This window comes from Saccharothrix obliqua (assembly GCF_019375475.1).
Lineage (GTDB): Bacteria > Actinomycetota > Actinomycetes > Mycobacteriales > Pseudonocardiaceae > Actinosynnema > Actinosynnema obliqua.
On sequence record NZ_JAHXGQ010000004.1, the window covers coordinates 236,775 to 256,769 of the forward strand.

General features: G+C 73.2%; 16 protein-coding genes. 7 read left to right on the forward strand and 9 right to left on the reverse strand.

Features of this window, described 5'->3' with window-relative positions; translation table 11 throughout:
• Positions 1-3 precede the first annotated feature (3 nt).
• The 4 genes from KZQ38_RS14495 to KZQ38_RS14510 form a co-directional block, all read right to left on the reverse strand.
• A complete protein-coding gene (locus KZQ38_RS14495; RefSeq protein WP_219442260.1) occupies positions 4-1,860 on the reverse strand; it encodes an asparagine synthase-related protein in 1,857 nt (618 codons plus the stop codon).
• A gap of 190 nt (positions 1,861-2,050) precedes the next feature.
• Positions 2,051-2,167, reverse strand: coding sequence for a lasso RiPP family leader peptide-containing protein (locus KZQ38_RS37500; RefSeq protein ID WP_219442262.1), 117 nt, complete (start codon positions 2,165-2,167; stop codon positions 2,051-2,053).
• Positions 2,168-2,718: 551 nt separating this feature from the next.
• A complete protein-coding gene (locus KZQ38_RS14505) occupies positions 2,719-3,504 on the reverse strand; it encodes an SDR family oxidoreductase (RefSeq protein ID WP_219442265.1) in 786 nt (261 codons plus the stop codon).
• A 371-nt stretch (positions 3,505-3,875) separates the two neighbouring features.
• Entirely contained in the window at positions 3,876-4,616 is a 741-nt protein-coding gene (locus KZQ38_RS14510; protein WP_219442266.1) for a lytic polysaccharide monooxygenase, read from the reverse strand.
• A gap of 318 nt (positions 4,617-4,934) precedes the next feature.
• On the opposite strand from KZQ38_RS14510, the gene KZQ38_RS14515 reads away from it, so the two are divergent.
• From KZQ38_RS14515 to KZQ38_RS14525, 3 genes are all read left to right on the forward strand, one after another.
• Positions 4,935-5,288 (forward strand): ClpX C4-type zinc finger protein, encoded by a 354-nt coding sequence (locus KZQ38_RS14515; RefSeq protein ID WP_308258401.1) that lies wholly within the window; start codon positions 4,935-4,937, stop codon positions 5,286-5,288.
• 99 nt (positions 5,289-5,387) lie between these two features.
• The gene (locus KZQ38_RS14520; protein WP_219442270.1) at positions 5,388-5,573 is read left to right on the forward strand and encodes a hypothetical protein; all 186 of its coding nucleotides are present in this window, start codon (positions 5,388-5,390) and stop codon (positions 5,571-5,573) included.
• 214 nt (positions 5,574-5,787) lie between these two features.
• Positions 5,788-6,723 carry a helix-turn-helix transcriptional regulator gene (locus KZQ38_RS14525; RefSeq protein ID WP_219442272.1) on the forward strand — a complete coding sequence of 312 codons (936 nt, stop codon included), beginning with the start codon at positions 5,788-5,790 and terminating at the stop codon, positions 6,721-6,723.
• 9 nt (positions 6,724-6,732) lie between these two features.
• Here KZQ38_RS14525 and KZQ38_RS14530 read toward each other — a convergent pair whose 3' ends face one another.
• A complete protein-coding gene (locus KZQ38_RS14530; protein ID WP_219442274.1) occupies positions 6,733-7,680 on the reverse strand; it encodes a DUF8189 domain-containing protein in 948 nt (315 codons plus the stop codon).
• A gap of 264 nt (positions 7,681-7,944) precedes the next feature.
• On the reverse strand, positions 7,945-8,835 hold the full coding sequence (locus KZQ38_RS14535) for a DMT family transporter (protein WP_308258402.1): 891 nt from the start codon (positions 8,833-8,835) through the stop codon (positions 7,945-7,947).
• 74 nt (positions 8,836-8,909) lie between these two features.
• Here KZQ38_RS14535 and KZQ38_RS14540 point away from each other — a divergent pair, with 74 nt between their 5' ends.
• Positions 8,910-9,818, forward strand: coding sequence for a LysR family transcriptional regulator (locus KZQ38_RS14540; protein WP_219442278.1), 909 nt, complete (start codon positions 8,910-8,912; stop codon positions 9,816-9,818).
• A 327-nt stretch (positions 9,819-10,145) separates the two neighbouring features.
• On the opposite strand, the gene KZQ38_RS14545 is transcribed toward KZQ38_RS14540, so the two are convergent.
• Positions 10,146-11,165 carry an oxidoreductase gene (locus KZQ38_RS14545; RefSeq protein WP_219442279.1) on the reverse strand — a complete coding sequence of 340 codons (1,020 nt, stop codon included), beginning with the start codon at positions 11,163-11,165 and terminating at the stop codon, positions 10,146-10,148.
• Positions 11,166-11,244: 79 nt separating this feature from the next.
• On the opposite strand from KZQ38_RS14545, the gene KZQ38_RS14550 reads away from it, so the two are divergent.
• From KZQ38_RS14550 to KZQ38_RS14560, 3 genes are all read left to right on the forward strand, one after another.
• Entirely contained in the window at positions 11,245-12,102 is an 858-nt protein-coding gene (locus KZQ38_RS14550; RefSeq protein WP_219442281.1) for a sigma-70 family RNA polymerase sigma factor, read from the forward strand.
• Positions 12,103-12,192: 90 nt separating this feature from the next.
• Positions 12,193-12,834, forward strand: coding sequence for a hypothetical protein (locus KZQ38_RS14555; protein ID WP_219442283.1), 642 nt, complete (start codon positions 12,193-12,195; stop codon positions 12,832-12,834).
• The gene (locus KZQ38_RS14560) at positions 12,834-14,498 is read left to right on the forward strand and encodes a trypsin-like peptidase domain-containing protein (protein WP_219442285.1); all 1,665 of its coding nucleotides are present in this window, start codon (positions 12,834-12,836) and stop codon (positions 14,496-14,498) included. Before KZQ38_RS14555 ends, KZQ38_RS14560 begins: the two co-directional genes overlap by 1 nt.
• Positions 14,499-14,697: 199 nt before the next feature.
• On the opposite strand, the gene KZQ38_RS14565 is transcribed toward KZQ38_RS14560, so the two are convergent.
• Together KZQ38_RS14565 and KZQ38_RS14570 are read right to left on the reverse strand one after the other, a co-directional pair.
• Positions 14,698-15,519 carry a hypothetical protein gene (locus tag KZQ38_RS14565; protein WP_219442287.1) on the reverse strand — a complete coding sequence of 274 codons (822 nt, stop codon included), beginning with the start codon at positions 15,517-15,519 and terminating at the stop codon, positions 14,698-14,700.
• Between the two features lie 10 nt (positions 15,520-15,529).
• On the reverse strand, positions 15,530-19,981 hold the full coding sequence (locus KZQ38_RS14570) for a serine/threonine-protein kinase (RefSeq protein WP_219442289.1): 4,452 nt from the start codon (positions 19,979-19,981) through the stop codon (positions 15,530-15,532).
• Positions 19,982-19,995 lie beyond the last annotated feature (14 nt).

The window sequence follows — 19,995 nt, forward strand, 5'->3', positions numbered from 1 at the left end:
TGGTCATGCCGATCCCGCCACCGTCGCATCGGGGATCGGCGGCGTCGCGTACTCCGGCCGGTCCCGCAGCCACCGCTCGGCGCTGAAGGTCCGGGCCATCGCGTGCGGCACGAGCATGGTTTCCCACATGGTCGTCGAGCACGCGGCGCGCAGCGCGTCGGGGTCGATCAGCCCGTGGTCGGCCAGCAGGGAGTCCGCGCACAGCGCGAACAGGCTCGCGCGGTTCTGCCGCACCGCGATGTGGTCGACGTCGAACCCGGTGGCCTTGGTCGTCCGAGTCAGCGAGACGTCCGGGACGATGCCGCGCATCGCCTCGGCCAGCAGCGGCTTGTACGCCCACGGGGAGGTGCGCTCCTCCGGCCGGACCGCGAGGCACGCGTTCAGCACGGTGTTGTCGAAGAACGGCGCCGTCAGCGACAGACCCATCGCGGCGAAGAGCTGTTGGTCCATGCGCGCCATGTGCCCGCTGAACCGGAGATCGCGCACCAGTTGGCGCTGGGTGTGCTCGCCGCGGTGCGGCGGGAGCACCGCGGCGATCTCTCGCAGGTACTCCTTGGCCAGCCGCACCGCGTTCGTGGTCGCCCACGGCGGCAGATGCAGGGCCAGCCGGGGGTACTCCTCGCGAGGCAGCCGGTTGGTCAAGCCGTCCGCCACCTCCACCAGCCAGGCCCCTTCGTCCCGGCGAGGCCGCACGTACCGCAACGCGTGCGCCGGCGGCCAGCGGCGGGTCAGCCAGTACGCCGTGAACCGCCGAGCGCCCAGCAGCGGTCGGGCCCGCAGCAGGTCGACCAGGTACGCCGGGGAGTCCTGCAGGACTTCGTCACCGCCGTCGCCGGTCAGGTGCAACCGGGAGCCGCGCGCCATGAGCAGGCGGCCCCGCTCGGTGTACACCGGGCGAACGCTGATCTCCGGGAACGGTTCGTCCAGGACTGGACCGAACTCGGTCAGGTCGGAATACTGCGTCGGCGACACGTCGTCGGTCAGGACGATCCGCGACACGGTGGCGGGCAGTCGGGCCGCGGCGCGGTCGGCCCACAGCGGGTCTTCATCGGCCGGGTCGTCGTTCTTGCTCGTGAACGTGACCAGCGGCCGGTCGCCCCGCGAGGCCAGGAAGCACAGGGTGGTGCTGTCCAGACCGCCGGACAGGTCCGCGCTCAGCGCCAGACCCGTGTCCCGGCGCGTCTCGACCGCGTCGATCAACGCTGTCCGCAGTTTCCACGCGCCCTCGCGCAAGGACAGCACGGGCTCGGGCGGCCACCACCACCGCACCACGCGCGAACGGCCCCGCCGGTCCACCGCGAGGTAGCTGTCCTCGGGCACCGGGGTGACCCCCCGCCACATCACCGGGTCCCACAGGCCGGGCACGATGTCCTCACCCACCACCAACCGCATGGCCAGCGCACGCTCGTCCACGCCCGAACCCGCCAACCGGGCCAGCACGTCCGCCCGGTCCCCGGCGACCACCACGCCACCCACTCGCGCGTAGAACAGCCGCCGCACACCGGAAACCGTGCCGTGCGCGACCACTTCACCGTCCACAGAGGACAGCACGTGCGCGCAGCCCGACAGATCCGCGCAGACCCGGGCCACGTCCGCCACCTCGCGCACCCGGCCCGCCAACGCGTTCACCCGCTCCTGGGACACCCGGGTCCAGCCGACCAGGACCAGCCGCACCCCGCGTGCCGCGCCGATCCGCACCGCGGCCGGGTCCCACCGCCCCACCAACCACGGCCGACCCGAGGGGTGCGACACCCACGACGTCGGCTCCGGCAGCAACGCGATCGCGTCGGCAGCGGCGTCGTCGTCGGGCAGGATCACGAACCACGCCTGTCCAGCGAGGTCCCAACCGGGCTGGTCCATCGTCGTCCTCTCGGTCCTCCGGTCGCGGGCGCCCGACCTCGGGTCGGGAAAGCGGACACCACGGGCGTTCCGGGTGAGAACGGGACACGGATCGGCTGCCACCCGCACCAATGCCACCGGGTGCGGGCACCGCGCGCCCGTGCCCCGTTCCGCGATTCACCAGGCGATCACATCATCACCCGTGGTGCGCTCACTCGCCACGACGCCGACGGCGGGTCCAGCGGCTGTCGCGGGGCGGACGCGCGCCGCCGCGCCGGGTGAGGGTGCGGAACGTTCCGAGCTTCATCAGCCGAGGTGTCTCGTACATTGTTGATCTTCTCCGATCTCCGAATCCGACATAGCGGATAAATGCACTGCGACGGAACCACAGCCGGCACGCACACCGGCCACCGGTCCACGCCAGGCGGAGAACCCTCGCGCCGCTGTTCACACACTCGTCGCCGGTCGGACCGACGCGGTTGTTCCCGGCTCATCGGAGCCCGCGGTGTCCCGGTTCCTCCACATCACATGGAACCAACAACCGCCGGTCGAACCAACCCGCACGCGTCCGAACCGCCCCATTGAGAGCGCTCCACCCCCGACCGTGCGTGTCCTACAACGCTGAGTTGCCAGAGCTTTTCCCGCACGGCACTGGTCCAGCCGAGTGATGTCGGCACGCGGACGGGTGAGGTCGGCGGCGAACCCGGTCGCCGTGCCGGTAGCGGTGCGGCACAAGCACACCGCACCGCGTCGTTGAGTACGTCGAAGAACCGGCTGTCCACTGTGCCGCGCGCACTCCGCCTGATCGGGCAGAACTTCGACGCGGGATCACCTGCCGCGTAACGGAGAGCGACGCGGGCCGCCGGCGACGCGGCCGGGTCACAGGGAGGCGGTGCGCCCGCCGTCGATGACCAGGTTGCTGCCGGTGATCCACGCGGCACGCGGGGAGATGAGGAAGGCGACCGCGTCGGCGACGTCGTGCACCTCGCCGATCCGCCCCAGCGGGATCTCGTTCGCCCAGATGTCCGCGTTCTCCTCGGGGTCCTGGCCGAGGAAGTCGATGACCTGCCGCCGACCCGCGTCCGCGCCCGGCGTCGTCACGTTGCCCGGCGAGACGGCGACGACGCGGATGCCCTCCGGCGCCAGCTCCGCCGCGAGCCCCTTGCTGTAGGTCTCCAATGCGGATTTGGCGGCGGCGTAGTGGACGATCATCGGGTAGGCGGAGATGGTCGCGATGGTCGAGACGTGGACGATGACCCCGCCGCCGCGCTCACGCATCGACGGCACCAGCGCGGCGTTCAGCCGGACGGCCGCGAGGAAGTTCAGGTCCATCGTGTACTGCCAGTCCTTCTCCAGGTCCAGCACGGTGTTGAAGGTGCGGCAGCCACCCGCGTTGTTGACGACGATGTCCACGCCGCCGAGGTGCGCCAGCGCGGCGTCGGCGAACTCACGCACGCCCTCCGGCGTGCTGACGTCGGCACGCACGAACTCCGCCCCGGACGGCGTGTGCTCCGTGGGCGTGCGGGCGGACGTGACCACGCTCGCACCGGCGTCGAGCAGGTTGCGCACGATGGCCGCGCCGATGCCCCGGCTGCCACCGGTGACCACGGCTCGCTTGCCCGCCAGCTCGCCGGGAAGAACAGCCGCGGGCCGAGTTCCGTTCATTCGTGGGCCTTACCTCTCGTTCGACCGGACCACCCCGGACCGACCGGCACAGCGGGGCACGCCTCGCACGAAGCGGGAACACGGTGGCCGAGCACATCGGAGTCCCTACGGCGAACCACACCCCAGCGCCGGAATCCGATGATCGGCCGAACGATCCGCACGAGCCCCAAACCGGTAGTGGTGGCATACGGGCTACAGGCTGCTGGACCGGGGACTCGACCGGCCAGCGGCCGTTCGAGTGACGCGCCGGCTCTGCCCGATCGGGCAACCGCCGGAAACGCGAAGCGCCCCGGTCCGGGCCGACGTGGAGTCGGGCCCGGACCGGGGCGACGTGCGGCGCGGCCCCAGGACGGCCGCGCCGCGGCGGGGTGCTAGAGCCGCTGCCAGAGGGATGCGACGTTCGGCGGTTCCCAGCCCGCCAGCGAGGTGTGGGTCTGGAGGCAGCGGTAGGACGAGCCGCCGTAGGTCACCTCGGAGCCCGCCGGGTACGACACGCCCGCGGCCCACGGACCGGTCACCGGCGGGGTGGTGGTGGTCGTCGTCGGAGGCGTCGTGGTCGTCGTCGTGGTGGTGGTCGTCGGCTCGGGACCACCGGGGCCGACCTGGAGGTCGACGCAGTTGTAGAACGCCATCGCCGTGTCGGCGATGTTCCACACGGCGAGCAGCTTGATCCGGCCGGTGCGACCGCCCAGGCTCACGTTGTGCGTGACCGTCCGGCCCGGCTGGCGGCCGTGGTCGTTGAACTCGGCGATCTTGCTGCCGCCGACGAAGTATTGCCACGTGGTGGTGGCGTGGTTGGCCGTGATGAGCCAGTTGAACGAGACGTTGTCGCTCACCTTCGCGGCGGGCCACGCCTTGCTGTCGTCGCTCAGCGGCGCCCACCGGGCGTCACCGCCGTGGCAGTTCTGCTGCCCCTTCGGGCCTTCCACGCTGGCCGGTTCGTAGATGATCGGACCGCACTTGGAGACCTTGCCCGACGCGCAGTTCGCCTGCCGGCTGGGCGGCGAGGTGATGTAGCCGTGCGCGCTGGCCGTTCCCGCTGACACCACGACGATGAACGGTGCGATGCCCACGCCGGCGAGCACCGCCGCGAGCTTCCGTTTGAGGCTCATTGTCCAGCTCCTTCGGAGGAACCCCAAGGGATTCCCTGGGCAGGGTCCTAATCCGCGGCGACCGGATCGCGCCGGACCGGTCCTCCCGCAGGTGGGCGGCCGATTCCGGCAAGTGGTCTAGACCATATCGGGACGCGTTGGTTCACGTCAAGAAATCCCGCCGACTCACCCGAGCGGCGGAAACCGTTCTGCGCCAACCGGTCCATGCGGTTCCGCGTGATCGGTGACGCTCCCCGGACGAGGGCGTTGCGGGGCGGTGACCGACACGCTACCGTTCACCTTGTCAGGAATTGCCTGACAAACTCTGGAGGTGGTCGCGTGTCCGACGAGGTTTTCACCCCGACGTGCTCCTTCTGCGGCAAGCCCGCCGAACAGGTCCGCAAGATCATCTCGGGGGCCGGCGTCTACATCTGCGACGAGTGCGTGGCGACGTGCGCCCGCATCCTCGACGCGGACGACGGACCCGGCGAGGCGCACGTCCCGGAGTGGTCCGTCATGTCCGACGACGAGTTGTTGGGGCAGCTCCCCCGCATCGCCGCGAACGCCGACCGGATCGAGACCGGCCTGCGGGAGCGCGTGGCCGAGTTGCGCGCGCGTGGCGTGACGTGGGCACGGGTCGGGGACGCCTTGAGCATGACGAGGCAGTCCGCGTGGCAGCGGTTCTCCGCCTGAGCGGCGGCTGTCACGCGGCGTGCGGGGACCGCCCGGTCGGGTGGCCGGAAGGATGAGCGGGGCGCGGAGCTGTTGCCGGCACCCGGGTGACGGCTGATCGTGGGTGGGCAGGTGGTCGACCGGATCACCCGGCACGACGAGGAGAACAGCATGGAAGCACAGCCGAAGCGCTACGTTCCGCCCATGGCGTCCAAAACGGGCGAGGTCACCCGCGACACCCTCGGCATCCGTCACCGGGGCCACAAGGACAACGGCCGCGAGGGTTACCGCCGTCGTCCGTACTGATCGGAGCCGGGCGGGCAGCCAGGTCCACTGTGGACTCCGGTGTGCCGCGCCGACGTCGTCGCCCCTCCTGGCGGTGGGACCTCGACACCGGGTGTCGCCACGGAGCCGGGCCGGTCGCGATGTCCCGCGACCGGCCCTCGTGCGGGTGGAGACCGAGCCGTGGCGCCGCTCGGGCGGGTGGCGTCGGGTGGTTCCAGGCGTCACACTCGGTCGCATGACGGGGTCGGGGGATCGGCTGCTGCGTGAACTGGTCGCGGTGGCGGGGGAACTGGGTGCGGACGAGTTGGGCGAGGTGCTGTCGCGGGCCGTCGCGCCGGTGGTGGCGCATGAGGGCGTGCGGCTGTCCGGGACGACGCCCTCGGCGGCGGGTGGTGTGCACCCGCTGGGCTTCCCGCACGGGTACGGGGCCGATTTCGACCCCGCGTGCCCACCTCGCGGGAACGGCGACGCCCCGGTGCTCCGCCGCGTGTTCGTGGACCACGGCGAACTGCGGCTGACGTTGCGGGACGCCCGCGGCGAGTGGGGCTCGCTGAGCCTGGTGCGAGCACGGCCGTTCGACGCCGACGACGTGCGCCGGGCGCTCGACCTGGGCCCGTGGTTGATCGCCGCGCTGCGTGCGCACGTCACGGGCGGCCCGCTCGCCCCGTCCGGACCACCCGATCCGCCGGGTGTGGTCGTCCTGGGCCCCGACGACCGGGTGCGGGCGAGCACGCCGGCGGCCCGGCGGTGGCAGCCGCGTCGTGCCGGGCACGGGACGGAGTGGGTCGGTCGGCTCTTCCTCGCCGCGTTGTCGGCCCAGGCACGCCGGCACGCCCGCGACCCCCGCGTCCCGCCCGCCCTGGTCCACGGGCCCGCCGCGACCTTCGGCCGGTGGGTCGCCTTCCACGCGCAGCCGACGGGCACGGGTGACGTCGCGGTCGTCCTCCAGGCGGCCTCCGGCACGCCGCTGCTCCCGGTGTTCGGCGACTGGTACGGCATCACCACGCGCGAGCGCCAGGTCATCGCCGAACTCCTCGACGGCGCGGTGCCCAAGCAGATCGCCCGCCGCCTCGGCGTGTCCGCGCACACCGTGCACGACCACTTCAAGTCGATCTTCCGCAAGACCGGCGCGGACGGTCGTCACCACCTGGTCACGGCGCTGGCCGGCTGACCGGTCCGGTCAGCCGTTCCACCACTTCTGCCACAACTCGCCGTTGACGTTGCGGATGAACACGTGCTCGTGGTTGGGGTTCAGCGAACCCACCGCCGGAGTCGCGTCGAGCACGGCCCCGTCCGGGTGGCGCTGCCAGTCCGACCACCGCGTCCCGTCCCAGCCCAACTGCCACAACGCGCCATCGCCACCGCGGACGTAGACGTTGGCGAACCCGTTGCCCCGCGCCACCGTCGCCGGGGCGTCCGTGAAACCGACCGGCGGGGCGCCGAGCGAGGCCCACCCGCTCCAGCCACCCGTCCGCGTCCACCACCTCTGCCAGAGCTTCCCGTCGAGGCCGCGGGCGAAGAGGTGTTCGTGATCCGGCCCGAGCGAACCCGCGGCGATGGGCGAAGCGACGGTGAACCCGTCGTGGCGGTACCAGTTCGCCCACCGCGTCCCGTCCCAACCCAACTGCCACACGGCACCGTCGCCACCCCGCACGTAGACGTTGGCGAACCCGTTGCCCCGCGCCACCGTCGCCGGGGCACCCGTGAAACCGACCGAGGGCGCGCCCAGCGACGCCCACCCGCTCCAGCCACCCGTCCGCGTCCACCACTTCTGCCAGAGCTGACCGGTGGTGGTGCGGATGAACACGTGCTCGTGATCGGGGTTCAGCGAACCCACCGCCGGAGTCGCGTCGAGCACGGCCCCGTCGTTGTGGCGCTGCCACCCGGACCACCGCGTGCCGTCCCAACCCAACTGCCACAACGCCCCATCGCCACCACGCGCGTAGACGTTGGCGAACCCACCACCACGCGCCACCGTGGCCGGAGCACCCGAGAAGCCGACCGACGGCCGACCCAACGAGGCCCACGAACTCCACTGGTTCAGCGGTGCGGCGGCCAACGCGGTCCCGCCCGCCGACCAGGCGAGGACCGTCGCCACCAACGCCGCGATCCGGACACCGAGCCGCATCTTCCCTCCCTGTGCTGTGTTGGCAACCCGTGCTCCATGGTGGCGTTCGGGCGTGGTTTCCCGGAATCTTGGAATCCTCCCGCGCGGACGCGGCCGTCCTGGTCCGGTCGGCGCAACGAGAGGATGCCCGGTTCCGGTTCATCCGGCGGGTTTCTCGACAACCGGCGAGGTCACGCGACGACCCGGTCCTCAGTGGACTCACGGGCCGGGGTATTCCCCACCACGAGAATTGCCGCCGCCCGAACGGGAACTGGCAAAAACCCGTCAGCGGGCCGTGCTGACGTACGCCACGGCGGCCAGCACCACCAGGCAACCGGCGAGTTGCGGTGCGCTCGGCTGCTCGTGCAGGAGGGCGACGCCCAGCAGGATCGCGCCGACGGGTTGCGCGAGCATCACCGTCGCGCCGGTCGCGCTCGACATCCTCGGCAGCGCCGTGGAGATCAGCAGCCAGCCCACGACCTGCCCGAGCAGGGCGAGCGCCACCAACCAGCCCAGCGCGGGCCAGCCGGGGTCCAGGTCCAGCCGCCCGGTCGGCACGCCCAGCGCCACCGCCACCACGCCGGCGGAGACGGTCGCCAGGAACAGCGTGTGCTCCCGGCTGCCGACGCCCGTGCTGCGGCGCATCAGCAGCAGGTAACCGGCGAACCCGACACCCGCGCCGAGCGCGAGCACCGCGCCCAGCACCGGGTCCGGGCCGAACGCGGGGGTGCCGGCCAGTCCGCCCGCGAGCACGATCCCGCCCAGCAACACGGGCGCCGCGCGGACGAAGCGGCGCGAGGGTCGTTCCCGGAACGCGAGCCAGGCCACCACGGGCACGATCACCACCTGCACCGACAGCAGCACGGTCGCGATGCCCGCGCCCACCAGGGCGATCGCGTCGCCCCAGAGCACGAAGTCCACGCCCAGCCCGATCCCCGCCAGCAGGGGCAGCAGCACGCGACGCCGGGCGGATCCGCGTCGCCGCTCCAGCCACACCAGCGCGGCGAGCACCGGCAACGCGCACAGGCAGCGCCAGAACGCGCTGGTCGCCCCGCTCGTGCCGGACACCTTGATGAACACCGACGACAGGGCGACGCAGAGGCTGCCGGCCAGCGCGAGCACCACCGGGTGCACGCGGGTCCGGGCGGGCGCGGTACGGGTGTCGGTGGTCGTCACGCGCTCAGCCTGCGATCTGCCGACCATCAAGGACAAGCGATTGTTCTTCAGCGAATTTCGGTAGCATCGCTACCGTGTTCGGTCTGGAGCGGATGCGCGCCTTGCACGCCGTCGCCACCCACGGCACGGTCGCCGCGGCGGCGTCGGCGCTGCACGTGACCCCGTCCGGCGTGTCCCAGCAGCTCGCGAAGCTCGAACGCGAGGCGGGCCAGCGCCTGCTGGAGCCGCACGGCCGCACCGTGCGGCTGACCACCGCGGGTCACGTGCTCGCGGGTCACGCGGCGGCCATCCTCGCCCAGGTCGACCAGGCCCGCGCCGACCTGGAACTGCTCCGCGACGACATCACCGGTCCCCTGCGCATCGGCGCCATCCCGACCACCGTGCACGCCCTGCTGCCGCCCGTGCTGTCGGCGCTGCGCGCCCAGCACCCCGGCCTGGAGGTGACCCTGCACGAGGGCGAGGCCGAGGAGACCCTGCCGCGCCTGGTGGACGGGCGGCTCGACGTGGCGGTGCTGGAGAGCTGGGAGCACCGGCCCCTCACCGCGCCGCCCGGCACGTCGCGGATCACGTTGCTGCACGACGTGGCGGACCTCGCGCTGCCCGCGAGCCACCGGCTCGCGCACCGCAAGGCGGTCGACCTGGCCGAGGTGGACGACATACCGTGGATCGCCTGGTGCGCGGGTTCGAGCTGCTACGACTGGCTCGCGCACGTGCTCCGGCAGCACGGCAACGGCCGGATCACGTGCGCGGTCGGCAGCTACCCGACGCAGCTGGCCCTGGTGGCGGGCAACGTCGGCGCGGCCGTCGTGCCCCGTCTCGGCCGTGACACCGTGCCGGACGGCGTGCGCATCCTCACCACGCGTCCCGCGCTCAACCGCACCATCTACGCCTTCACCCGGGCCGAGGACGACAACCGCGGCACAACCCGGGCCTTCACCGACGCCCTCACCGCCGCCGCGTCCCGGTTCCACAACCTCGCTTAGGACCTGAACCGCTGGCGGACGTCTCCCCGCACCAGCCGGGCTGGTCCCGGGAGCCGCCGCGCGCGAAACTTTCAGGGAGCCTGCCTGATAATTAACACCCCACCCGACCACCCCACCCCACACCAACCGGGCGGCCCCGAAAGCCACCGCCCCGCGAAACTTTCAGGAAGCCTGCCTGATAATTAACACCCACCCGACCCCACCCCACACCAACCGGGTGGCCCCGGAAGCCACCGCCCACGAGACTTTCAGGAAGCCTGCCTGAAAGTTTCACGGCACAAACTTTCAGGCAGGCTCCCTGAAAGTTGAGGCGTCGCCCGAGCGCCGTCATCCCCGCGCCGGCGGGGTGGTTTCGGCCGCGCTCCCGCTCGAGGACAGCACCCGGGGCCGGTGCTCCGGGTAGTCGACGTAACCCTCCGCGCCGCCCCGGTAGTAGGTGGCCGGGTCGCCCACCGCGAGAGCGTGGCGCAACGCGAAGCGCGCCACCAGATCCGGGTTGGCGATGTAGTGCGTGGCGAACGAGACCGCGTCCGCGACCCCGCACGCCACCACGTCGTCCGCCGCGGCACGCGTGAACCCGAGGTTCACGACCAGCGGACCGGTGAACAGGGCCCGGTAGCGGCGGAAAGGGGTGTGGTCGGGGTCGAACGCCTCCGGTCCCCGCAGGTGCAGGTAGGCCAACGGGTACTCCGCCAACCCCGCCACGTGGCCGTCATAGGCGTCCAAAGTGGACTCGTCCGGGACGAAGCCCTCGGTCGTGGACCAGTACGGTGACAGGCGCACGCCGACCCGACGGCCGCCCCACTCGCCGACCACCGCGTCCACCACGTCGAGCAGCAGCCGCCCGCCCGCGTACCGGTCGGTGCGGCGGTTGGTGCGCGGGTTGAGGAACCTCGGCAGCAGGAAGTCCCCGACCGCGTGCACCTCCACCCCGTCGAAACCGGCCTCCCGGGCGCACCGGGCCGCCGCGCGGAAGTCGGCCGCCACCACCCGGAGGTCCGCGACGGACAGCTCGGCGGGCGAACCCGGCCCGGCGTGCCACAGCTGCGCCGCGATCCGCCCGCCCAACGCGTGCACGACGTCGGTCACCCGCCGCCACGCCACCACCTGCTCCGGGCGGTGCAGGCCCGGCACGCCCGGGAAACCGATGGCGCGTTCACCCACCCAGGTGCCTTCGGTGATGATCAGTCCCGCGGTCGCGCGCTGCCCGTAGTAGGCGGCGTGCAGCTCGGTCGGCACACCGTCCGCGGTAGCACGCGCACGGGTGATGGGCGCCATCACGACGCGGTTGGGCAAGCGGAGTCCGCCCAGCTCGACCGGGGTCAGCAGTGGTGTGATGTCAGTCATCCGCGGTGGTCCTCCTGTCACTTCGCACGGCTGTGCGCCGTCGACCACGACGACGCGGCACGACGACGAAAGGTGACCGGTGGACGAGTTGGCTCAGCGGTTCGAGGCCCAGCGGGGGCACCTGCGGGCGGTCGCGTACCGGATGCTCGGTTCGCTGGCCGAGGCCGAGGACGCGGTGCAGGAGACGTGGCTGCGGTTGAGCCGGGTCGACCCGGACGAGGTGGCCAACCTCGCCGCGTGGCTGCGGACCGTCGTGTCCCGGGTCTGCCTGGACGTGCTGCGCGCCCGCCGCGCCCGACCCGAGGAACCGGTGGGCGACCTGCCGGAGCGGGTGTCCGAGGCCGACCCGGAGCAGGAGGCGCTGCTGGCCGAGTCGGTCGGCCGGGCGTTGCTGGTCGTGCTGGACGCCCTGGCGCCCGCCGAGCGGGTGGCGTTCGTGCTGCACGACCTGTTCGCCGTGCCGTTCGACGGGATCGGCCCCATCGTCGGGCGCACCACCACGACCACCAAGAAGCTCGCCAGCCGCGCCCGGCAGCGCGTGCGCGGCACGACCGACCTGCCGGAAGCGGCGATCGCCCGGCACCGGGACGTGGTGGACGCGTTCCTGGCCGCCGCGCGCACCGGGGACCTGGCCGGGTTGCTGGCGGTGCTCGCGCCGGACGTGGTGCGGGTCGCCGACCCGGCCGTGCTGCCGCCCGGCGTGCCGGCCACCGCGTGTGGTGCGCGGGCCGTGGCGGAGGAGGCGGTGGTGCTCGCGACACCGTCCCGGTTCGCCGCGCCCGCCCTCCTGGACGGCGCGGTGGGCGCGGTCGTCGCGCCGTTCGGCCGGCTGGTGCTGGCGCTGGTGATCACCGTGCGCGACGACCGGGTGGCGCGGTTCGAGGTGGTCTCGAACCCGCGCCGGCTGGCCGCGTTGGAGGTCGCCGTGCTGCCGTGACGCCACGTGCGACCGCACGGGGCCGGAACGGCCGGAAACTTCCGCGCCGTTCCGCACCGGTGCGCGGACCGCGGTCAATACCATGGGACGGTGCGTGATCCGTCCAGCCCACCACCGAAATCCGTCGTGGTCGCCCTGTTCGCGGTGGCCGCCGCGGCGGTGCTCGGCGCGGGCGCGTTGACCGCGGTGGCCGTCACCGGCTCCGGGCCGGACCGCGCCGCGGTGGTCGAGTCGGACGACCGCCCGTCGCCGACACCGCCCACCACGACCGAGCGCCCCGCCGGGCCGCCCCTGTGCCTGGTCGGTTCCTGGGAGTCCGCCGAGGAGCGGTCGATGGTGCGGTTCTACACCGACAACGACCCGATCCTGTTCACCGGCAGCGGGCGGCGGTACGAGTTCCGGCCCGACGGCACGGGCACGGAGCGGCAGGACAACGTCGTGCTGACCGGCAGCTACCAGGGCAACGAGCTGCGGATCGTCGCCAACGGCACGAACGAGTTCAGGTGGACCGCGACCGACAGGCAGCTCACCTACGTCGCGCGCACCGCGACCACCATGACGTACACGATGTTCGACCAGCGCGGGCTGATCGCCACGCAGCCGCTGGAGCCGGAGCCGGCCCTCAACGAGGTCGACGACTACACGTGCGAGGGCACGCGGGCCGTGGAGAGCAACGCGTCCGGGTACCGGGCGCGATGGGTTCGCACCGACGGAAGCGGGGTGTACGGCTGATGACGCGCTTCGCGGTTCTCGTCGGCGTGGCGGTGCTGCTGGCGCTGCACCCGCTGCCCGCCGCGGCGGACCCCTCCAGCCCGGAGGAACGCGCCGCGGCCGTGGCCCGGCCGGGTGTCGTGTTCCTGTCCGTCACGTGGCGCGGCTGGGTGCGGGACAAGCGGACCGGCGAGGTGTTCGGCGGCACCGGCGGGTACGAGGTGAAGACCGCGTGCAGCGGTGCGGTCATCAGCCCCGACGGCTACGTGGCGACCGCCAGCCACTGCGTCCACACCGGACCGCTCGGTGGTGGCGGCGCGTTGTTCGAGGCGGCGATCGCCGATCTCGCGGAGGTCGGTCGCGTGCGGGACGTGGCGAAGGCGCGTCAGGACTTCGCCGAGCGCGGTTCGGCCGAGGGCGCGACGCCGGACAGCCCCGTCGACCGGCGGATCCAGGTGGAGCGCGTGGAAGCACGCGATGGCGGGGAGGTGCGCGACATCGCGCCCGCGACCGTCGTGGACCTGGTCGCCCCCGAGGACGGCGACGTGGCGGTGCTGCGGGTACCGCGGCGCAACCTGCCGTCGATCGCGATCCGCGACGACCCGGCACCGGTCGGCACGCCCATCCTCGCCATCGGCTACCCGGGTTCCACCAGCACCGCGGTCGACCCGAGTTTGGAGCCGAGCAACAAGGACGGTCGGATATCGGCACGCCGGACGCAGGGCGGTCGGCCGTTCTACGAGTTCAGCGCCGCCGCCACGCGCGGTATGAGCGGCGGTCCCGTGGTGGACGTGCGGGGCGACGTGGTCGGCCTGATCAGCCAGGGCTCGCCGGGCGAGACGCAGGCGTTCAACCTCGCCGCCTCGACCCGGACGCTGGTGGAGGTGTTGCGGGCCGGGCGGCTCCAGGTCGGCACCGGTCCGCACGACCAGGACTTCCGGGCCGGTCTGGACCGCTACTACGAGGGCGACTACGACGGTGCGGTCGAGCACTTCGACGCCGCGATCGCCGGTTCGCCGGGCCACCGGCAGGCCGCCGAGTTCCGCCGGCTCGCGGCGGACAAGGGCGGTGTGGCGGGCAGTTCGCCCACGACCCTGTTGGTGGTGCTCGCGATCGCGTGCGGCGGCCTGGCCGTGGCCGCCGCGACCGCGGGCACGGCGGTCCTCGTCACCCGCCGCCGGCGGCTCGCCGGCCGCTCCCCGACCACCACGACCCCGTACGGCGCGGCTCCCCCGGCGGGCGGATTCCCCGCTGCGGCGGCACCTCCCGCCGCCGGGTACCACCCGACCTCCCCACCGGGGATCGGATTCCCCGGCGCGGCAACGGCTTCGCCCACCCCGACGGCACGGCCGGCGAACGGCTCCCCGTCCGAGGGCGTGCGGTCCGAAGCGCCGACCGCGTCGTACTCGAACCCCGAGCGGGTGCCCGCCCCGGAGGACGGGCCGACCACGCACCGCTCGGGCCTACCAGTTGTTCTCGGCGTGGAGCCACAGACCGACCGCCAGGGCGAGGCCGACCAAACTGAACGGGTTGAACGAGCCCTCGGACAGCAGCAGGCCGATGATCAGGCTGAGCACGCTGCTGATGACGTACACCCGAGGACCCCACTGGCGGGTCAGCCAAGCGCCGACCAGGCCGACGAGGGCGATCAGGCTCATCACGACGACGAACGTCATCGCCCGTAACGACGCGTCGTCCCACTCGGCGCCGTGATCGGCTTCGTCGACCACCCCGGCCACGCCCACCACGAGCGCGAACAGGTTGGCCAACGAGACGATCACCAGCAGTACGACGATCCCGGTGGACTTCTTCGGCCTCCGGCCGGCGGGGTCGAGCGCGGGTTCGGTCATGGTGGTGTCCTTTCAGCGGAACTGCCGGCAGAAACTAGTGGCCCGGCCCGGGTCCGGACGAGGCCGGCGGCGGGGGAACCTTCCGGTTGCGCGCGGCGCGGACCACCTCGGCCAGGTCCGCCGAGGTGACCAACCGCAGTTCGGCGGCCCGGCGGGCGACGGCGAACCGGGTGTTCTGCAACCGCCCCGCGCGCGGTGCGAGGAACGGGTCACCGGTGACGCCGAACGCGATGGCGGAAATGGCCCGGATGGCGTCGTCCACGCGTTGCGGCCGGTGCAGGTTCCACGCGTAGCCGTGCCATTCCAGCACCCGTTCGCAGACCTCCCGGTTCGACGGCGGGCGGGGGTAGTCGTCGTTGCCCGCCAACCACGGTTCGCACAGCGCGAGCGCCACGAACCAGTCGCGGCTCCCGCGCACGAGACCGGGTCCCTTCCCGGTGTCGCCGTCGTCGGGCGGCGGCGCGGACGGCGCGGGGGCGCCCTCGACGTCGATGTTCACCACCAGGTCGGTGAAACCACGCTCGCCCTGCCTGCCGAGCAGCAGCACGAGCTGGTTCTCGCCGCGGTCGAGCAACGCGGACATGGACCGCGCCAGGATCACCCGCCGCGCGCCGCCGGGCGCGTCGAACAGGCTGGACAGCTGCGCCTCGCCCGCACCGACCCAGTGCAGCGCCACGGTGTCCGAGCCGACCACGAGTTCACCGACCAGGCGGGACACGTGCGGCGCGCAGTCGGGCAGGGTCAACGCGACCCGGCCGGGCGCCGCCGCACGCGGTGCGCGCCCGAACAACAACGTCTCGCCCGGCCGCAGCACCACCGCGCCCGTGCCGGGCGCCCTGACCACCACGCGTGGCATCGCGGTCCCCCTAACGCGGGCAGTTCGGCGGGTCGCCGCGGTCCGGCCCGAGCGCTTCCCACTCCTCGGCCAGCGTGTCGCGGTCCAGCAGCGCGCACAACGCCGCCACACCGCGATCCGGGTCGAGGTCCCAGACCCGGCTCACGCCGTCCGCGCCGCCGCTGGCCAGCCGCTTCCCGGTGGAGTCGAACGCCACGTCGTTGAGCTGGTCCTCGTGCCGGTCGAGCCGGGCCAGCGAACGCCCGGTCGCCGCGTCCCACACGCGCACCACGGTGTCCTGGCTCGCCGCCGCGATCAGCCGGCCGTCGGGGCTGTAGGCGATGCGCCGCACGGTGGAGTCGCTGCCGGTGAGTTCACCCACCTGCTGCCGGTCCCGCACCCGCCACAGCCGCACCACGCGGTCCGAGCCGCCGGTGGCGAGCACCGCGCCGTCCGGGCTGAACTCGGCGTCGATCGCGATGCCCTCGTGACCGGGCAGCAGGTCGAGCTGCGCGCCCGGGTCGACCAGGTTCCACAGGCCGACCTTGCCCGCGGACAACGTCACGGCCAGCGTCCGGCCGTCCGGGCTGAACGCGATCCCGTTGGGGTGGTTGGCCCCGGTCTCGTCGGCCTGGCTGTTGCGCGGGTTGTCGCGGGTGGGCCTGCGCTGCGGCGACTCGGCGAGGTTCGCCGCGTCCAGCAGCAGCACCTCGTCGCGGTCCTCGGACGAGGTGGCCGGCGCGCGCCCGCCGACCGCGATCTTCCGGCCGTCCGGGCTGAACCGGACGGCGGCGAACACGGTCCCGGGCCGCGTGAAGCGGTGCAGCTCGGTGCCGTCCGACTGCCACAGCACGACCACGCCGTCCTCGCCGACGGTGACCAGTTGCGTCCCGTCCGGGTTGAACGCCACGTCGTGCGCGGGGCCCTTGTGCGCGTTGATCCGCCGCACCAGGTCGCCCTTGGCGGTGTCCCACAGCGTCAGCGCCCCCGCGCCGTCCACGGCCGCCAGGAGGTCGCCGTTCGGCTGGAACTCCACCCCGACGACGGCGCTGGACCGGTCGCCGAGCGCGGTGCGCAGCAGCGACCACGTGGTGATCTCGCCCGCCGAGTCCGCGCCGACCAGGGTGTGCCCGTCACCCGACACCGCGACGCTGTAGGTGGTGACGGACCGGGTGGCGAGGCGTGCGACGAGCGAGCCGTTCGCCGGGTCCCACGCGTAGACGCTGGTGCCGATGCCACTGGCGATCACGGTGGTGCCGGTGGGGCTGAACACCACGGAGCTGAGGCCGCCCTCGGACGTGTTGAGCGTCAGCCGCTCCGCCCACGACGACGTGTCCCACAGCCGGACGGTGCGGTCGACGGACGCCGTGGCGAGCGTGGCGCCCGTGGCGTCGAACGCCATGGACGACACGTTGTCGGTGTGCGCGGCGAGGTTCGCGACCAGCACGCCGTCCGCGACCCGGTGCACCTCCACCTTGTCCCCGGCGGTGGTGGCGATGAGCTTCCCGTCCGGGCTGTAGGCCATGAAGATCGAGGGCGACGCCTGGAAGGACGCGATCTCCGTCCACGTCCGCACGTCCCACACCACGACACCCTTGTCCATCAGCGCCGCCAACGTCCTGCCGTCACGCGAGATCGCCGTGTCGATGGCGACACCGGGCAGCCGCTTGAGCAGCTTGCGCCCGGCGACGTCCCACACGGTGACGCTCTGCTGGGTCGGGTTGGCGACGGCGAGCAGCTTCCCGTCCGGTGTCATCGACACGGTGCGGTACCAGCCGCCGGAGTCGTCGAGCACCGCGAGCTGGGTGCGGCGCGGGAGGTCCCACAACCGCAGCGTGCCGTCCCGGCCGCCGGTCGCGGCGACCGCGGCGTCCGCGCTCATCGCGATGGACGAGACGACGCCGTCGTGCTTGCCCATCCGGCCGCGGTAGCTGTCGGTCTGGGCGGCGAGCAACGCGCTGCGGCTCTCCACGGTCTCACCGGCCTGCCACGAGCCGAGTGCGGACAGCGCGCTGCGGCGCGGGTCGACACCGCGCGCCAGCGACGCCTCGAAGGCGAGCTGCCGGGACAGCCCGAGCTGCCGCGACGCGTCGGCCCGGTCGCGCTCGTCGTTCGCGTCCTGCTGGAGCCGCATCGCCACCACCACCGTGCCGCCCGCCACCACGAGCAACGCGGTGAGGGCCGCGACGAGGGCGCGCAGCCGCCGGGTGCGCTGCCGCGCCGCCCGCTGGCCCGCCTGCTCGGCGGTGTCGGAGCGGATCAGGAACTCCTGTTCCAGGGGCTGCAACCGGACCCGGTCGCGTGCGGTGTCCAGCCACGCGGTGAGGGCCGCGAGCCGCACGCCCCGGTACAGGTCGTCGGCGTGCTGCCCGGACTCGGCCCACACCCGCACCGCGTCGGTGAACCGGCGGTGCTGGATCAGGCCCGCCCGGTCCTCGTCGATCCAGCCCCGCAGCCTCGGCCACGCGGTCAGCAGCGCCTCGTGGCTGAGCCGCGCGCCGGTGCCGTCCACCGTGACCAGGCGGGCGTTGATGAGGTGGTCGACCACGGCGGGCGCGGGCAGCTCGCGCGGGTCCACGCGCCGGCGCACGACCGTGCCGTCGTCGAACACGGTCACCATGCGCAGCATGGTGTCGCGCAGGAGCTGCCGCCCCGTCGGGTCGAGCCGGTCGTGGATCTCGTCGGCCGTGCGGGAGACCGCGCCGTCGATGCCGCCGACCCGCCGGTACGCGGCGAGCGTGAGGACGTCGCCCTCGCGGTGGTGCCACGTCTCGCGCAGCGCGTGCGCGAGCCTGGGCAGCGCGCCGGGGTCGTAGCCGATCTCGCCACGCACGCCGAGGTCGGCGATGAGCCGTTCGGGCAGGCCGGGCTCGACCTCCAGGCCCGCGTCCCGCGCCGGGGTGACGATGGCCTGCCGCAGCTCGGTGGCGGTCATCGGGCCGAGCAGCACGGGCGCGGTCAGCGCGGGCCGCAGCGGCGCCAGCTCGATGCACCGGTCCACCAGGTCGGCACGCACGGCGAGCACCACGATCGCCGGGCTCGCGGACGCGAGGGCCGTGGCGTACGCGATCCGGTCCGGTTCCGGCACCCCGTGGGTGAACAGCTCCTCGAACTGGTCCACGAAGAGCACCGGCCGGGCCGTGGCCGCGCCGACGGACCGCGCGCACAGCTCGCCGAACCGGCCGGGCGTCTCGCGGATCACCCGCGCCCACTCCACCGCGCCGACCGGCGACCGGGCGGCCATCGCGGCGGCCAGCCCGCCCACCGGGTCGCGGCCGGGGGTGAGCACGACCTGCGGCCACTCCTGCTCGGACGCCTCGCCCGCCAGCGCGGGCAGCAGGCCGGCCCGGACGACCGACGACTTGCCGGAGCCGGACGCGCCGACCACGACCACCGGTTCACCCGTGTCGAGCTGTTCGGCCAGCCGCACCAGCAGGTCGGACACCACGTGGTCGCGGCCGTGGAAGACGTCCGCGTCGGACCGCTCGAAACCGCTCAGGCCGGGGTACGGGCACACCGGCGGCGCACCGAGCTTGCGGGTCGCGGGGCGGCGCGCGCCGGACGCACGCACGATGGCCTTCACCAGGCGGCCCTGGTCGCGTTCCTTGGACGGGCCGGACGCGGTCGGCTTCGCCGGTCGGGCGGTGTCGCCGGAGTACGCGGCGGCCTCGGCGGCGCTGATCATCGCGGTCACCGACTCGAAGCGGCGGCCGGGTTCCTTGGCCAGGGCACGCAGCACCACGGCGTCCAGCGCGGGGGTGATGGTCCGCACGAACACGGACGGGGCGGGCGGCGGCTGGAGCAGGTGGCCCGCGACCTTGGCCGCCATGTCGTCCGCCGGGTACGGCAGCCGCCCGGTCAGGCACTCGAACAACACGCACGCCAGCGAATACTGGTCGGCGCGGCCGTCGACCGCGCCCCGGGAGAGGCGTTCGGGCGCCATGTAGTCCCACGACCCGATCAGGTCTCCGGACTGGGTGAGCACGGTCGCCTCGGGCGAGGTCTCCCGGGCGATGCCGAAATCCGCGAGGTACGCCTTGCCCGCGCCGTCGACCATGATGTTCGACGGCTTCACGTCCCGGTGCACGAGACCGCCGGCGTGCGCCGCGTCCAGTGCGCGCGCGACCTGCCGCAGTACCGCCAGCGCCCGGTCCTGGTCGACCTCGCCCCGGCCGAGCATCCGGCGCAGGTCGGTGCCGTCGACCAGCATCATGTCCAGGAACAGCTGGCCGTCGATCTCGCCGAAGTCGTGGACCGGGATGACGTTGGGGTGGCGCAGCGCGGCGGCGAGGCGCGCCTCGCGCTGGAACCGGGCGCGGAACTCGGGGTCGGCGGACGCGGACGGCAGCTTCTTCAACGCGACGATGCGGTCGTTCGCGGTGTCGTAGGCCCGGTAGACGACGCCCATACCGCCTTGGCCGAGCATCCCGAGGATGCGGTACGGCCCGAAATCCGGTAACTCGGCCCGCTGGTCCGCTGCCATCGACGCCCCCTGTC

Bases quoted from the DNA above. Each gene is read 5' to 3' on its own strand.
- KZQ38_RS14495 (WP_219442260.1), bottom strand. From the start codon at position 1,860: ATGGACCAGCCCGGTTGGGACCTCGCTGGACAGGCGTGGTTCGTGATC.
- KZQ38_RS37500 (WP_219442262.1), bottom strand. From the start codon at position 2,167: ATGTACGAGACACCTCGGCTGATGAAGCTCGGAACGTTCCGCACCCTC.
- KZQ38_RS14505 (WP_219442265.1), bottom strand. From the start codon at position 3,504: ATGAACGGAACTCGGCCCGCGGCTGTTCTTCCCGGCGAGCTGGCGGGC.
- KZQ38_RS14510 (WP_219442266.1), bottom strand. From the start codon at position 4,616: ATGAGCCTCAAACGGAAGCTCGCGGCGGTGCTCGCCGGCGTGGGCATC.
- KZQ38_RS14525 (WP_219442272.1), top strand. From the start codon at position 5,788: ATGACGGGGTCGGGGGATCGGCTGCTGCGTGAACTGGTCGCGGTGGCG.
- KZQ38_RS14530 (WP_219442274.1), bottom strand. From the start codon at position 7,680: ATGCGGCTCGGTGTCCGGATCGCGGCGTTGGTGGCGACGGTCCTCGCC.
- KZQ38_RS14545 (WP_219442279.1), bottom strand. From the start codon at position 11,165: ATGACTGACATCACACCACTGCTGACCCCGGTCGAGCTGGGCGGACTC.
- KZQ38_RS14560 (WP_219442285.1), top strand. From the start codon at position 12,834: ATGACGCGCTTCGCGGTTCTCGTCGGCGTGGCGGTGCTGCTGGCGCTG.
- KZQ38_RS14565 (WP_219442287.1), bottom strand. From the start codon at position 15,519: ATGCCACGCGTGGTGGTCAGGGCGCCCGGCACGGGCGCGGTGGTGCTG.
- KZQ38_RS14570 (WP_219442289.1), bottom strand. From the start codon at position 19,981: ATGGCAGCGGACCAGCGGGCCGAGTTACCGGATTTCGGGCCGTACCGC.